9 protein-coding genes are annotated in these 15,954 nt (G+C 63.4%); 3 read left to right on the plus strand and 6 right to left on the minus strand.

Features of this window, described 5'->3' with window-relative positions; all coding sequences use genetic code 11:
* Position 1 precedes the first annotated feature (1 nt).
* Entirely contained in the window at positions 2-3,901 is a 3,900-nt protein-coding gene (gene purL, locus KY379_RS03705) for a phosphoribosylformylglycinamidine synthase (RefSeq protein ID WP_261239007.1), read from the minus strand.
* A gap of 235 nt (positions 3,902-4,136) precedes the next feature.
* Here purL and mltF point away from each other — a divergent pair, with 235 nt between their 5' ends.
* Complete coding sequence (mltF, locus tag KY379_RS03710) at positions 4,137-5,594, plus strand: membrane-bound lytic murein transglycosylase MltF (RefSeq protein WP_133326585.1); 1,458 nt, start codon at positions 4,137-4,139, stop codon at positions 5,592-5,594.
* Position 5,595: 1 nt separating this feature from the next.
* On the opposite strand, the gene tadA is transcribed toward mltF, so the two are convergent.
* Positions 5,596-6,075 carry a tRNA adenosine(34) deaminase TadA gene (tadA, locus tag KY379_RS03715; protein WP_133326199.1) on the minus strand — a complete coding sequence of 160 codons (480 nt, stop codon included), beginning with the start codon at positions 6,073-6,075 and terminating at the stop codon, positions 5,596-5,598.
* Positions 6,075-7,457, minus strand: coding sequence for a multicopper oxidase family protein (locus KY379_RS03720; protein ID WP_133326200.1), 1,383 nt, complete (start codon positions 7,455-7,457; stop codon positions 6,075-6,077). Before KY379_RS03720 ends, tadA begins: the two co-directional genes overlap by 1 nt.
* A 211-nt stretch (positions 7,458-7,668) precedes the next feature.
* On the opposite strand from KY379_RS03720, the gene KY379_RS03725 reads away from it, so the two are divergent.
* Positions 7,669-8,934 carry a DUF2254 domain-containing protein gene (locus KY379_RS03725; RefSeq protein WP_133326201.1) on the plus strand — a complete coding sequence of 422 codons (1,266 nt, stop codon included), beginning with the start codon at positions 7,669-7,671 and terminating at the stop codon, positions 8,932-8,934.
* A gap of 182 nt (positions 8,935-9,116) precedes the next feature.
* Positions 9,117-12,086, plus strand: coding sequence for a membrane-targeted effector domain-containing toxin (locus tag KY379_RS03730; protein ID WP_261239009.1), 2,970 nt, complete (start codon positions 9,117-9,119; stop codon positions 12,084-12,086).
* A 46-nt stretch (positions 12,087-12,132) separates the two neighbouring features.
* Here the strand turns inward: KY379_RS03730 and guaA are convergent, their stop codons facing one another.
* The 3 genes from guaA to KY379_RS03745 form a co-directional block, all read right to left on the minus strand.
* On the minus strand, positions 12,133-13,710 hold the full coding sequence (gene guaA, locus KY379_RS03735) for a glutamine-hydrolyzing GMP synthase (protein WP_133326237.1): 1,578 nt from the start codon (positions 13,708-13,710) through the stop codon (positions 12,133-12,135).
* Between the two features lie 125 nt (positions 13,711-13,835).
* Positions 13,836-15,305 carry an IMP dehydrogenase gene (gene guaB, locus KY379_RS03740; protein WP_133326239.1) on the minus strand — a complete coding sequence of 490 codons (1,470 nt, stop codon included), beginning with the start codon at positions 15,303-15,305 and terminating at the stop codon, positions 13,836-13,838.
* Between the two features lie 86 nt (positions 15,306-15,391).
* Positions 15,392-15,949 carry a sugar ABC transporter ATPase gene (locus KY379_RS03745; protein WP_133326241.1) on the minus strand — a complete coding sequence of 186 codons (558 nt, stop codon included), beginning with the start codon at positions 15,947-15,949 and terminating at the stop codon, positions 15,392-15,394.
* Positions 15,950-15,954 lie beyond the last annotated feature (5 nt).

Genomic DNA, 15,954 nt, shown 5'->3' on the forward strand with positions numbered 1-15,954 from the left:
CTTAGTTCACCCACACCCGCGCATTGCGGAACATGCGCATCAGCGCGGCGTCTTCCTGCCACTCGTCCGGGCGCCAGGAGTTCTGCACAGCGCGGAACATACGCTCGGGGTGCGGCATCATGATGGTGACGCGGCCGTCGCGGTTGGTCAGGCCGGTGATACCGCGCGGCGAACCGTTCGGGTTGGCCGGGTAGGCTTCGGTGACCTTGCCGTGGTTGTCGACGTAGCGCAGGGCCACGCAACCGGAGACATCGGCCGCCAGCAGCGCTTCCTCGCTGGCGAACTCGGCATGGCCTTCGCCGTGGGCAATGGCGATCGGCATACGCGAACCGGCCATGCCCTGCAGGAAGATCGAGTTCGACTTCTGCACCTCGACCATGGCCACACGCGCTTCGAACTGCTCCGAACGGTTGCGCACGAAGTGCGGCCAGTGCTCGGTGCCCGGGATCAGCTCGTGCAGGTTGGACATCATCTGGCAACCGTTGCACACGCCCAGGGCGAAGCTGTCGCTGCGCTCGAAGAAACCTTGGAAGGCATCGCGGGCACGGCTGTTGAACAGCGCCGACTTGGCCCAGCCTTCACCGGCGCCCAGCACGTCACCGTAGGAGAAGCCGCCGCAGGCGACCAAGCCCTTGAAGTCGGCGAAGTCGACGCGGCCAGCGAGGATATCGCTCATGTGCACGTCGATGGCGGCGAAGCCGGCACGGTCGAAGGCGGCTGCCATCTCGACCTGGCCGTTGACGCCCTGCTCACGCAGGATCGCCACTTGCGGACGCACGCCCTTCTTGATGTACGGCGCGGCGATGTCGTCGTTGACGTCATAGCCCAGCTTCACCGACAGACCTGGGTTGTCTTCTTCGAGCAGCGCGTCGAATTCCTGGTCGGCGCAGTCGGCGTTGTCGCGCAGGCGCTGGACCTGATAGCTGGTCTCGGCCCACTGGCGCTGCAGCATGCGACGGTCGTCATCGAACAGCACTTCGCCATTGAGGCTGATGGACACTTCACCGTTGTTGACCGGCTTACCGATCACCGCCACGCATTGCTCGCCCAGGCCTGCGGCGCTGAACTGCGCCAGCACGTCCGGGGTGGCGTCCTGGCGGACCTGGATCACCGCACCGAGCTCTTCGTTGAAGAGGATGGCCGGCACGTCCTTGCTGTTATCGGTCAGCGGGTCGAGTTGCAGGTCCAGGCCGCAGTGACCGGCGAAGGCCATTTCCAGCACCGTGGTCAGCAAACCGCCGTCGGAACGGTCATGGTAGGCCAGCAGGTGGCCGTCGGCGTTCAGGCCCTGGATCACGGCGAAGAACGCCTTGAGGTCTTCGGCATCGTCGACGTCAGGTGCCTGGGCCGCGATCTTGCCGTAGGTCTGCGCGAGGATCGAAGCACCCATGCGGTTCTTGCCACGGCCCAGGTCGATCAGGATCAGATCGGTCTCGCCCTTGTCCATGCGCAGTTGCGGCGTCAGGGTCTTGCGAATGTCGGTGACCGGGGCGAAGCCGGTGATGATCAGCGACATCGGCGAGGTCACGCTCTTCTCCTCGCCGCCTTCGCTCCACTTGGTCTTCATCGACATCGAGTCTTTGCCGACAGGGATGGTGATACCCAGCTCCGGGCACAGCTCCATGCCGACTGCCTTGACGGTGTCGTACAGACGGGCGTCTTCACCAGGGTGGCCGGCGGCGGACATCCAGTTGGCCGACAGCTTGATGTCGGACAGCTTCTCGATTTGCGCAGCAGCCAGGTTGGTCAGGGTCTCGCCGATCGCCATGCGGCCGGAGGCCGGGGCATCGAGCAGAGCCAGCGGAGTGCGCTCGCCCATGGCCATGGCTTCACCGGTGTAGACGTCGAAGCTGGTGGCGGTGACGGCACAGTCGGCAACCGGCACCTGCCAAGGGCCGACCATCTGGTCACGGGACACCAGGCCGGTGATGGTCCGGTCGCCGATGGTGATCAGGAAGCTCTTGCTGGCCACGGCCGGGTGGTTGAGGACGCGCTGTACGGCGCTGTCCAGGTCCAGCTCGCTCGGGTCGAAGTCATCGCCCAGTTCCGTTTCGCGGGTCACCGAACGGTGCATGCGCGGCGGCTTGCCCAGCAGCACGTCGAGCGGCATGTCCACCGGCGTGTTGTTGAAGTGGCTGTCGGTCACGGTCAGGTGCTGCTCTTCGGTCGCTTCACCCACCACGGCAAACGGGCAACGCTCGCGTTCGCAGATGGCCTGGAAGCGCTCGAAATCCTTGGCGCTGACCGCCAGCACGTAACGCTCCTGCGATTCGTTGCTCCAGATTTCGTGCGGGGCCATGCCCGGCTCGTCGTTGGGCACGTTACGCAGTTCGAAGCGCCCACCGCGACCACCGTCGTTGACCAGCTCGGGGAAGGCGTTGGAAATGCCACCGGCGCCGACGTCGTGGATGAAGGCGATCGGGTTGGCGTCACCCAGTTGCCAGCAGCGGTCGATGACCTCCTGGCAGCGGCGTTCCATTTCCGGGTTCTCGCGCTGCACCGAGGCGAAGTCCAGATCAGCCGAGCTGGCACCGGTGGCGACCGACGAAGCCGCGCCGCCGCCCAGACCGATCAGCATGGCCGGGCCTCCGAGCACGATCAGCTTGGCGCCGACGGTGATCTCACCCTTCTGCACGTGGTCTTCGCGGATGTTGCCCATACCGCCGGCAAGCATGATCGGCTTGTGGTAACCACGGACTTCTTCGCCATGCGGGGTATTGATGGCCTGCTCGAAGGTACGGAAGTAACCGGTCAGCGCCGGACGGCCGAATTCGTTGTTGAAGGCGGCGCCACCCAGCGGGCCTTCGATCATGATGTCGAGGGCGTCGACGATACGTTCCGGCTTGCCGTAGGCCTGTTCCCACGGCTGTTCGAAGCCCGGGATACGCAGGTTGGAGACGGTGAAACCGGTCAGGCCGGCCTTGGGCTTGGCGCCACGACCGGTGGCGCCTTCGTCGCGGATCTCGCCGCCGGAACCGGTGGAAGCACCGGAGAACGGAGCGATGGCGGTCGGGTGGTTGTGCGTCTCGACCTTCATCAGAATATGCACCGGCTCCTGCACCGCGCCGTACTGGCGGGTCTCAGGGTTCGGGAAGAAGCGGCCGGCGACGCTGCCGACGATCACCGAGGCGTTGTCCTTGTAGGCCGACAGCACGCCTTCGTTGTGCATCTGGTAGGTGTTCTTGATCATGCCGAACAGGCTCTTCTCCTGAGCCTGGCCGTCGATGTCCCAACTGGCGTTGAAGATCTTGTGACGGCAGTGCTCGGAGTTGGCCTGGGCGAACATCATCAGTTCGATGTCGTTCGGGTTGCGTGCCAGGTTCTGGAAGGCGTTGACCAGATAGTCGATCTCGTCTTCGGCCAAGGCCAGGCCCAGGTCGATGTTGGCCTGGGCCAGGGCGGCACGGCCACCACCGAGGATATCGACCGAGGTCATCGGCTTGGGCTGGGCATGGCTGAACAGATCGGCGGCCTGCTCCAGCTTGGCCAGCACGCGCTGGGTCATGCGATCGTGCAGCTCGGCAGCGATGACCTCGGCGTCGGCGTCGCTCAACGAACCGGCGACGTAGTAGGCGATACCACGCTCCAGGCGCTGGATCGACTGCAGGCCGCAGTTGTGGGCGATGTCGCTGGCCTTGCTGGCCCAGGGCGAGATGGTGCCCAGGCGCGGCACGACCAGGAACAGGCGGCCGCTCGGCTCCTGCACCGGCACGCTCGGGCCGTATTTGAGCAGACGCCCCAGCACCTGCTGCTGGTCGGCGGTCAGCTCGCCGTCAACGTCGGCGAAGTGGGCAAATTCGGCATACAAACCAGTAACAGCGGGGACTTTCTGGCTCAGTTGCTCGAGTAATTTACCGTGGCGAAAGGCAGAAAGGGCAGGAGCGCCGCGCAGGATCAACATCGTCGGGACAGCCTCAGGAAGGGGTGTGCTTAGAGGCCGTGCATTCTAGCCTAAATCGATGGCTTTCGGCACCCGCTCTAAGCCAAGCCTGCCGGGCGGCGGAACCGGACTTCAGGGTCAGAAAATTCCGGTCTTCACGCGCTGCCTATAGATGCAACGGTTGCCGGGCCGATACCAGACAACCCGCCCATTGTCGAGATATGGCGCCGCCGGTCCTTTGCGTATACTGCAAGCTATGTTCGCCCGTACTGCTTTGCGCCAGCGTTGCGCCAGATGGCTCCTCGCAACCGGTCTCTTTCTGATGCTCGGTGCCTGTGTTGAAAAACCCAGCACCCTTGAGCGCGTGAAGGAGGACGGCGTGCTGCGCGTGATCACCCGCAACAGCCCGGCCACCTATTTCCAGGACCGTAACGGCGAAACCGGCTTCGAGTACGAACTGGTCAAGCGTTTCGCCGACGATCTCGGCGTCAAGCTGGAGATCGAAACCGCTGACAACCTCGACGACCTGTTCGACCAACTGGGCAAACCGTCCGGTCCGGTGCTGGCGGCAGCCGGCCTGGTCAGCAACGAGCGGCGTCAGGCCCAGGCCAAGTTCTCCCATCCGTACCTGGAAGTGACGCCACAGGTCATCTACCGCAATGGCCGCTCCCGCCCCACCGAGCCCAAGGACCTGATCGGCAAGAAGATCATGGTCCTCAAAGGCAGCAGCCACGCCGACCAACTGGCCGAGCTGAAAAAGCAGTATCCGAGCCTGCAATACGAAGAATCCGACGCCGTCGAAGTGGTCGATCTGCTGCGCATGGTCGACGAGGGCCAGATCGACCTGACCTTGGTCGACTCCAACGAACTGGCGATGAACCAGGTGTACTTCCCCAACGTGCGCGTGGCCTTCGACCTTGGCGACAGCCGCCAGCAGCGCTGGGCCCTGGCCGCAGGCGAGGACAACAGCCTGCTCAACGAGGTCAACGAGTTCCTCGACAAGGCGCAGAAGAACGGCACCTTGCAGCGCCTCAAAGAGCGGTATTACGGCCATGTCGACGTGCTCGGCTATGTTGGCGCCTACACCTTCGCCCAACACCTGCAGCAACGCTTGCCCAAATACGAAAAGCACTTCAAGAACTACGCCAAGGTCGAGCAGGTCGACTGGCGACTGCTGGCGGCCATCGGCTACCAGGAATCGATGTGGCAGCCGGAGGTCACCTCCAAGACCGGCGTGCGCGGCCTGATGATGCTGACCCAGCGCACCGCGCAGGCCATGGGCGTGTCCAACCGCCTGGACCCCAGGCAGAGCATCCAGGGCGGGGCCAAGTACTTCATGAAGGTCAAGGCCGAGCTCGACGACAGCATCAAGGAGCCGGACCGCACCTGGTTCGCCCTGGCCGCCTACAATGTCGGCGGTGGTCACCTGGAGGATGCCCGAACCCTGGCCAAGCGGGAAAAGCTCGATCCGAACAAGTGGCTGGACGTGAAGAAGATGCTGCCGCGCCTGGCGCAGAAACAGTGGTATCGACAGACCCGCTACGGCTATGCCCGGGGCGGCGAGCCGGTGCACTTCGTGGCCAACATCCGCCGCTACTACGACATCCTCACCTGGGTGACCCAGCCGCAGCTCGAGGGCCAGGTCGCCGAAGGCAACCTGCACGTGCCTGGCGTGAACAAGGACAAGCCGGCAGAGCCGTCCCCGCCGATGTGATTCAGTCCTTCGCCCGCCGGGCCTTGAAGAACTCGCTCAGGATCTGACCGCACTCCTGCGCCAGCACCCCACCTTCCACCATCACCCGATGGTTGAGGAAGCTTTGCCCGAAGAACTGCCCCTGACTCTGCACGATGCCCGCCTTGGGCTCCAGGGCTCCGTACACCACCCGCGCCACCCGCGCGTGCACAATGAGTCCTGCGCACATGCTGCAGGGTTCCAAGGTCACGTACAGGGTGCTGCCCGGCAGCCGATAGTTGCTGGCAGCCTTGGCTGCGGCGCGAATGGCCACCATCTCGGCGTGGGCGCTGGGGTCGCTGTCGACGATCGGCCGGTTGAAGCCCTGACCGATCACCTGACCATGCTGCACCAGTACCGCGCCCACCGGCACCTCGCCCATGGCCGCGCCCTCGGCGGCCAGTGCCAGGGCCAAGCGCATGAATTCCTGATCGCGGCTGCGATCGATGATCTGCGGACGCATCAGACCACCGCGATCGCGGCCATCAGGCCGGTTTCCATATGGTCGATGACGTGGCAGTGGAACATCCAGGTGCCGGGGTTATCCGCCACCAACGCCACCTGAGCCCGCTCGTTCTTGCCCAGCAGGTAAGTGTCGGTGAACCACGGCTCCTTGATGTCGTGGCGGTTGGAGGCGATCACCTTGAAGCTCATGCCATGCAGGTGGATCGGATGCTGGTACTGGGTCATGTTCTTCAGCTCGAAGATGTAGCTCTTGCCCTTCTGCAACGTGGCGATGGGGCGATCGGCGCAGGTCTTGTCGGTGATGTCCCAAGCCTGCCCGTTGATCTGCCACAGGCTCGGCGGTTTGCCGTTGTCGGTATTGACCGAGACCTTGCCGACCCATTCGAAATTGAAGTTGAGCTTCTCGGCGTTGGCCAGGTCGGGCTCGGCGATGGGGTTGGCTGGCAGGGCTTTTGGCCAATCACCCGGGGCCTGGCTGCTGGCCACCGAACGCAGGGTGCCCAGGCGTACGAAACCGTCGCGCAAGGAAACCTCCTCACCGGCCTGGGGAATGCGGATCGCCAGGCAGATGCGCATGCCCGGGCCAAGCCAGTACTCGTCGTCGAGCTTGCGCGGCGTCACCGGGTTGCCGTCCAGGGCATAGATCATCGCCTCGCAGTTGCCCTTGAGATTGATGCGGTAAGTCCAGGTGTTGTCCAAGTTGAGCAGGCGCACCCGCACGACCTGACCGGCCGGTAATTCGGTGACCGAATCGGCCTGGCCGTTGATGGTGATCAGGCGGCCAGCGGTGCCGTTGCGGGCGGCTTCACGGGGAATGCTGAACGGCAGCCACGCACCCTGCTCGTCGACGTGCCAGTTCTTCAGGCTGAGCGTGCGTTCGTGCCTGAACCCGGTTGGCTCACGCTCCTCGACGATCAGCGGGCCGACCAGGCCACGGCCAAGCTCCTCGGAACTGCTGACGTGGGGGTGATACCAATAGCTGCCAGCATCCGGCACCCTGAACTTGTAGTCGAAATACTCGCCAGGCTTGACCGGCAACTGCGAGACATAGGGCACCCCGTCCATCTCCAGCGGCAGGCGAATGCCGTGCCAGTGGATGGTGGTTTCCACCGGCAGCTGGTTGATGAAGCGCACCCGCAGCCAGGTACCCTGGCGCACGCGCAGTTCGGTGCCCGGTGCCGATGGACCGAAGGCCCAGGCCTCGGTTTTGAAGCCCGGCACCAGTTCCACCTCGAGGGGCGCAGCGATCAACTGGTAGTCATGCCCGGCATTCTCATCCTCGACCTTGCCCAGCCAGTAGCGCGCCGCGCCGCCGGCGCCCAGGCCTACCACAGCCAGGCCACTGAGGCCCTTGAGGATTTGTCGTCGGGAGAAGGACATCGGTGCGGGTACCTCGTTTGTACGGTCAACCTGCCAGCAGCGCTGGCGATGAAGGGCGAACACGATACACCTGCAATTGAGAAATATTAAGTGAAGGATTGTCACAACAGGACTCGCCTGCACAAGCCGGCAGGCTCGCCAAGCCCTCGCAAAGGGTCCACACTCAGGGCGCACCCTCTGCGTGAGCCCGCAGCCCGACAAGGAGGCTTGAATGCCGCGCTGGCAATGGATACTCGCTCAGTTCACCCGCCGTCTCTGGGTTCGCGCAACGCTCATCGGCATGTTGGGCGTCGCCGCCGCCCTGCTGGCGGCCCTCGTCGAACGCTTCATACCCTGGCTTCCAGCCAGCCAGATCGGCGCCGATGCGGTCTATGACATCCTCACCATCATCGCCTCGAGCATGCTGGCGGTGACCACCTTCTCACTCAGCGTCATGACCTCGGCCTATGGATCGGCTGCCAGCAACGTCACACCTCGCGCCACTCGCCTGCTGATGGAAGACAGCCTGACCCAGAACGTGCTGTCGACCTTCATCGGATCGTTCTTGTTCAGCATGGTGGGGATCGTGGTGCTGAAGACCGGCGCCTACGGCGACCGGGGTCGGTTCGTGCTGTTCCTGGTGACGGTCGCGGTCATCGTGCTGATCGTGGTATCCCTGCTGCGCTGGATCGACCACCTGACACGGCTGGGTCAGGTGGGCGAAACCACGCGCAGGGTCGAGCAGGCGACCCGCGAGGCGATCGCCAGGCGCCGCGATGCACCTTGCCTGGGAGGACTACCGCTGCTTCGCGATGCGCTGCCCGCCGATGCGCTGGCCGTCCGTGCCAGCACTATAGGCTACGTGCAGTTCATCGATATGGAGGCGTTGTCGCTTTGTGCCGAACGTCACCAGGGCTTCGTTCAGGTCGTGGCAATCCCCGGTACGTTCGTGCACGACGGCTCGCCACTGGCCTGGTTCAGCGCGACGCCGGGCAATGCAGACCTCGAAACCGTGACCGATGCAGTGCGCAGCGCCTTCTCGATCGGCGATGAACGCAGCTACGATCAAGACCCCCGCTTCGGCCTGATGGTGATGAGCGAAATCGCTTGCCGGGCGCTCTCCCCTGCTGTGAATGATCACGGCACCGCCATCGATGTGATCGGTCGCCTGGCACGCCTGCTGAGCCTGCTTGCCACCGCCCCGGAAGCGGATGCAGAGCCGATCGCCTTTCCCAAGGTCCAGGTCGCCGCGCTGGCCATCGATGACCTGTTCGAAGATGCGTTCATGCTGATAGCACGGGATGGCGCCGGCCAGGTCGAGATCCAGCTGCGCTTGCAGAAGTGCCTGCAGGCGTTGGCCCTGCAAGGTGATGCGGCATTTCGCAGTGCGGCACTGCAACAGGCGGCGCTGGCCCTGGAGCGGGCCAATGGGGCGCTGCCACTGGAGGCGGAAAAACAACGCCTGCGCCGGGCGATCGATATGGCGGCCAATCCCTGAGACCTTGCCGGCAGGTGCTGGTGCCAAACAACGAAGAGCCCGTACTCCTCGACCGGGGCCGCGCCTTCGCTCAATGCATCACCACTTGTTCTCAAAAGGCTCACGACAGGCACTAGCTATCTACTGCCTTACCCGCCTGACTGCGGAGGAACCTGAGGTTTCCACCTGTCCGAGGAAACCCCATGCCCCTCCCCCAAGCCCAACAAACCGCTCGCCAGCACCTGAAGCAGCAGGCCAACCTCCTGGTTCCTGACTGCCCGGACATGCGCCAGATGGCCCGCGATGTCGCGCAGTCGCTCCTGGCGCAGCACCACCAGGGTACGCTGGACCCCGATCATGTCTTTCTCAATCGCTTCCATACCGCGCAGAGCAGCCCACGCACCTTCAGCGGCTGGCAGCACTACGAAACACCCTACCAATCGCTGACCCTCCCGCAACTGGTGATGCAGCGCTTCGACGTACACGACCAAGACAACGCCGACCTGCTCAGCTACCTGACGGGTTTCTACAAGGACGGCGTGGAAAAGGACGTCTTCGATGAACACAATGAAGTCCCTATCGCCCCCGGCGACATACTCGAAGCCTTCTGGGCGCTGGATTTCAGCCAAGCATTCAAGCACAAGTGCGATGCGTTCTGGCAGGCCCATGCCGACAGCTTTCGCCTGCTGGCCAAAGTCAACTTCCTGGGGAAAGTCTTCGAAACCCTCGACGGCGACGACCCCGCCTTGGCCAAGCGGGCCCTCGAAGTCGCCCAGGCACTAACGGGCATCGAGACCTGGCCACCGACACTCGAACAACTGAACCGCCGCGTGACACCCGCCTCCGGCTACCGCCTTTGCACCTTCGACATCGGTGGCCATGTCGCCAGTGATATCCTGCGCGTGGAAATGGCCGATGGCGCACAACTGCTGTACATCCCTGGCGAGGATCACCCGCTGCACCTGTTCCCAGACCGCCAGGCGCTCTACTGGTGGGTGTTGATGAACACCAACCAGGCCGATAATCGCGCCAGGTTCATGACCCACTTCCCAATGGCCAGCCACGCCGAAAAGGGCAGCGATGTCGGGCTGAACCACCTGCTCGATTTGCTGTTCTTCCATTGGGGCGGGCAATACCCGAGAATCCTTGACCAGCGCGATACGACGCTCCCGGGCGACGCCTTCGATCATCTGCGCGACAGCGCGCGCCAACGCATGCACGATGACGCCGACTTCGCATTGCGCTCCAATGCCGACCTGAGAAAGCAGTTGTGGATCGGCTACCTCAAGGCGTTCGGTCAAACCTTCGGCCCAATGGCCGGCGTGGACTGGCCCGTGACCCTGGCTGTCGTCGGGGCTGGGCTCGCCGAAACCGGCCTGAACATCGACCAGGCCATCACCGGCCACACCACGGCCGAGCGCCAGGCCGGCGTGCTCGGAGCGGTATTCGCCGCCATCGACACCCTGTTCAACGCAACCTTCCTGCTGGGTGAGTCCCCCAGTACCCTGGCGGAGCTGGGAGAAACCACGCAGGGCATCCCCGCGGAGAAGCCACTGCCATCGGCGGAAGATGCCCCCGCCACCCCTGCAGAACTGCGGACCTGGGTTCCGGAACCCTTCAAGCCCATCGCGCAGCCAGAGCTACTGAACGCGTTCGAGGCCAACGTGATCTTGTATGGCGAGCCAGGCACTGGTGAGATGGCGGGCATCTTCCTGCAGGAGGGCAAATTCTATGCAGAGATCGACGGTATCCCCTATCAGGTTCGCTACATCGGGGAAACGCGCAGTTGGGTGGTGATCGACCCGGAGAACCCTTACTCGTTCTACCGCAACGTGCCGATCGAGCAAAGCGCCGAAGGCTCCTGGCAGCCGCTGGCCCGCCCCGATCTGATCGGCGAAGGGATGCCGCGCAAGCTGCTCAGCCTATGGGGGCGCACGACGGCGGCCGAGCTGCCGGCCCTGCCCGCGACGCCCTACGAGATACCGTCCGGTATGCGCTCGACGCTGGCACCGGCAATCCTTTCGAGCGACGACCGGGCATTCAGCGGTGTCTTCGGTAGCATGAACCCAAGCAAAGAGGAAGCGTTCGTCGAGTTCAGAAGGCTTCGCGATCAGTTGCTGGCCGATACCAACGAGTACTTCATCGACCCCCAATTACCTGCCCGTCCAGAGATCCCCACCCTGCCCGCCGAGGCCAGCCCGAAACAGCTGATCGCCAGTGTCTACGAACGCAGCAACGGCCTGGTCATTGGCGAGTCGCACTCTCAAACGGGCAGTAAACGCTTCCTGATCGACAACATGGCGTTATTGAAGAAGCAGAAAGTCACGGTGCTGTACATGGAGCACGTCATGACCGACTTCCATCAGGCGGACCTGGACCTGTTCCACAAGACAGGAGAAATGCCGGAAAACCTGAAGACCTACGTCAGCGCCCAGGACATCGGGCACGCTACCGACCGCGCCAACGGCTACACCTTCATGCAGGTGCTGACCACCGCCCAGAAGAACGGCATCCGCATCCAGGCTATCGACTGCCTGGCCAGCTACCGCCAGGCCTGGATGCGTTCGCCGGGACCGCTGACACGCCAACGAATGATGAATTTCTACGCCCACCGCATCATCGAGGCCGACCAGGCAACGCGGGGTGCCAGCAGGTGGGTGGCGCTGGTCGGCAACTCGCACTCCAATACCTTCGAAGGCGTTCCGGGCCTGAGCGAGATCGAAGGGGCAATCGGGCTGCGTTTCGAGGACGTTCCCGCTGGCCAGCCCTATCGAATAGGTGAAGATCCCGGGCTTTCGATCACCCAGGGCAACGCCACGGCACAACGCGTGAAGGGCGACCTGCGCGTGCAAGCGGCGGTGAGACCTCGCCCACGCCTTGGAGGCGACCTGCGCGCACAGGCTGCCGTGGGCGGTCGACCGCTGTCTGGAAGCGACCTGGAACGCGCATTGACACCCCCGGGCAACTTCACGTTCAAGGAGATCGACGGGGAAATGAACCTGATACACCGAAGCAAAGACGGGCAACTGAAGTACACGCCCCTTCGACGGGACGCCAGGTATTTCTATATCGACAGGCCTGAATGGCCATGGATCAGCGGCCGGCGACTGGAAAGCCTGGGGCAGATGAAGGGCCTGCTTTCCCGTCGCGGCTTAACGTACGTCGAGGTGTGACTCATCGATGCAAAAAAGGCGCCTCGCGGCGCCCTCTTCGTTCAACTCATTCCCACTCGATGGTGGCAGGCGGCTTGCTCGACACGTCATAGGTAACGCGCGAAATACCGTCGATTTCGTTGATGATACGGCCACTGACGGTTTCCAGCAGTTCGTACGGCAGATGCGCCCAACGTGCGGTCATGAAGTCCACGGTCTCGACGGCGCGCAGGGCGACGACCCAGGCGTAGCGGCGGCCATCGCCGACCACACCGACCGACTTGACCGGCTGGAACACCACGAAGGCTTGGCTGGTCTTGTGGTACCAGTCGGCCTTGCGCAGTTCTTCGATGAAGATATGGTCAGCGCGACGCAGGATGTCGGCGTATTCCTTCTTCACTTCACCGAGGATACGCACGCCCAGGCCTGGGCCCGGGAACGGGTGGCGGTAGACCATGTCGTACGGCAGGCCCAGTTCCAGGCCGATCTTGCGCACTTCGTCCTTGAACAGCTCACGCAGCGGCTCGACCAGTTTGAGGTTCATTTCCTCCGGCAAGCCACCGACGTTGTGGTGCGACTTGATCACGTGGGCCTTGCCGCTCTTGGCGCCAGCCGATTCGATCACGTCCGGGTAGATGGTGCCCTGGGCGAGGAACTGGATGTTCTCCAGCTTGCTGGCCTCGGCATCGAACACGTCGATGAAGGTGCGACCGATGATCTTGCGCTTCTTCTCCGGGTCCGCTTCGCCGGCCAGATTGTCGAGGAACTGCTGCTCGGCATCGGCACGGATCACCTTGACGCCCATGTTCTCCTTGAACATGGCCATCACCTGGTCGCCTTCGTGCAGGCGCAGCAGGCCGTTGTCGACGAATACGCAGGTCAGTTGATCACCGATGGCACGGTGCAGCAGCGCGGCAACCACCGAGGAGTCCACACCGCCGGACAGACCCAGCAGAACGTTGGCCGAACCCACCTGTTCGCGGACCTGGGCGATGGCGTCTTCGACGATGTTGGACGGGGTCCACAGGGCTTCGCAGCCACAGATGTCCTGGACGAAGCGGGAGAGGATGCGACCGCCCTGTTTGGTGTGGGTCACTTCCGGGTGGAACTGCACGCCGTAGTAGCCACGCGAATCATCGAACATGCCGGCGATCGGGCAGCTTGGGGTGCTGGCCAGCACATGGAAGTCGCCCGGCATCTGGGTGACCTTGTCACCGTGGCTCATCCATACGTCCAGGCCCAGCACGCCGTCGTCGTCGACGTGGTCTTCGATGCCTTCGAGCAAGCGGCTCTTGCCGACCACGTCGACACGGGCGTAGCCGAATTCACGCAGGTTGGAACCTTCGACCTTGCCGCCCATCTGCTCGGCCATGGTCTGCATGCCGTAGCAGATACCCAGCACCGGCACTTTCAGGTCGAACACCGCCTGCGGAGCACGCGGGCTATTGGCTTCGTGGACCGACTCGGGGCCGCCGGCGAGGATGATGCCGCGCGGGTTGAATTCGCGGATCGCTTCATCGTCCATGTCGAACGGATGCAGTTCGCAATACACACCGATCTCGCGCACACGGCGCGCGATCAGTTGGGTGTACTGGGAACCGAAATCGAGGATCAGGATGCGGTGAGCGTGAATGTCGAGGGCCATGACTCAATCTCTGGTGCAGCTGCAAGCTTCAAGTTGCAAGCTGCAAGTTGATCGGGAGAACGCGGTAATTGCTGCAGCGCAACTACCGCTTGTAGCTTGAAGCTTGTCGCGTACCGCTGGAGGCGTCAGCCGACCCGGTAGTTCGGGGCTTCTTTGGTGATCTGCACGTCGTGCACGTGGGACTCGGCCATGCCGGCACCGGTGATGCGCACGAACTCAGGCTTGGTGCGCATCTCTTCGATGGTGGCACTGCCGGTGTAGCCCATGGACGAACGCAGGCCGCCCATCAGCTGGTGGATGATCGCGGCCAGGGCGCCTTTGTAAGGCACACGACCCTCGATCCCTTCCGGAACCAGCTTCTCGGCACCGGCCGAGGAGTCCTGGAAGTAACGGTCGGAAGAACCTTGCGCCTGTGCCATGGCACCCAGCGAGCCCATGCCACGGTAGGCCTTGTAGGAACGGCCCTGGAACAGTTCGACCTCACCCGGCGCCTCTTCGGTGCCGGCGAACATCGAACCCATCATCACGCACGAGGCACCCGCCACGATGGCCTTGGACAGGTCACCGGAGAAGCGGATGCCGCCGTCGGCGATCAGCGGCACGCCAGTGCCTTCCAGGGCGGCGGCGACGTTGGCGATGGCGCTGATCTGCGGCACGCCGACACCGGCGACGATACGGGTGGTGCAGATCGAGCCAGGGCCGATACCGACCTTGACCGCATCGGCGCCGGCTTCGGCCAAGGCCTTGGCGGCTGCGCCGGTGGCGATGTTACCGCCGATCACCTGCACCTGCGGGTAGGTTTCCTTGACCCAGCGAACGCGGTCGATCACACCTTTCGAGTGACCGTGGGCGGTGTCGACCACCACCACGTCGACGCCGGCGGCAACCAGGGCGGCAACACGCTCGCCGGTGTCCTTGCCGGTACCGACCGCAGCGCCGACGCGCAGGCGACCTTGGTCGTCCTTGCTGGCCAACGGGTAGGCCTTGGCTTTTTCGATGTCCTTGACGGTCATCATGCCCTTGAGGTTGAACTTGTCGTCAACGATCAGGACTTTTTCCAGGCGGTGCTTGTGCAGCAGCTCGCGGACTTCGTTCTTGTCGGCGCCTTCGCGTACGGTGACCAGACGCTCTTTGGGCGTCATCACGTCGCGGACCTTGGCTTCCAGACGGCTCTCGAAGCGTACGTCACGGGAGGTGACGATGCCGACCAGGTCGCCATTGGCCAGTACCGGGACGCCGGAGATGTTGTTCAGGCGGGTCAGGTCGAACAGGTCGCGCACGGTGGCGTCGGCGTCGATGGTGATCGGGTCCTTGACCACGCCAGCCTCGAACTTCTTGACCTTGCGCACTTCGCCGGCCTGCTGTTCGATGGTCATGTTCTTGTGGATGATGCCGATGCCGCCTTCCTGGGCCATGGCGATGGCCAGGCGCGCTTCGGTCACGGTATCCATGGCAGCGGAAACCAGCGGAATGTTCAGCTCGATGCCGCGGGTCAAACGGGTCTTGAGACTGACTTCATTGGGCAGTACCTCGGAATAGCCAGGTACAAGGAGGATATCGTCGAAGGTCAGGGCTTCTTGGCTGATACGCAGCATCGCGGGGGCTCCCGGGCGGGAAAAATGGAAGCGCGCCATTATACTCATCCACGGCGCGCCGCTCAATGCAAAATAAGGGCCTTCGGTCAGCCTTGTGGCAGTTTTACCTGCACCACCGCCACCGGCTGATCGAGCCAGTCGGCGAAGCTGTCGACAAAGGCCTGGGTGAAGCCGGCCTCGCCCCAGTTGTTGAAGATGAACCCGAGGTTGGAAAAGGCACATGGCTGCAGGAAAAGAAAGCCATTGATGTCGTCCTCGAAGCCACACAGCGGGCAGGTAAAGTTGTCGCTTACCCCCGGCATCCATTCTTCCAGGCTTTCGAACAGCGGCTCGCCGACCTCGCGCCGACACTCCGGGCACCCGGCTTCTTCGAGAAAGCCATCGCTGGGGGTATAGATGCAGCGCTTGAGAACGACTTCCAGGCCATTGACCGGGTCCCCGAATGGCAGCTTCTCGGGATGCAGGGCGAATTTGCGGGCCCCCTCGGCCAGGGCATGGCCCATGCGGTTGCCGGTGCGACCACAGGTCGTCAATTGCTCCTCCACCACTTTTTCCCGTACCAGCCAGCGCAGGATGGCCCGGGCACGGGCCTCGTGAACCGGCACGGTGGAGAGTTTGGGAACGATGATGCTCTGGGTGTTCATGGGCA

The organism is Pseudomonas sp. HD6422 (assembly GCF_025377065.1).
In the GTDB taxonomy this organism is placed as follows: domain Bacteria; phylum Pseudomonadota; class Gammaproteobacteria; order Pseudomonadales; family Pseudomonadaceae; genus Aquipseudomonas; species Aquipseudomonas putida_U.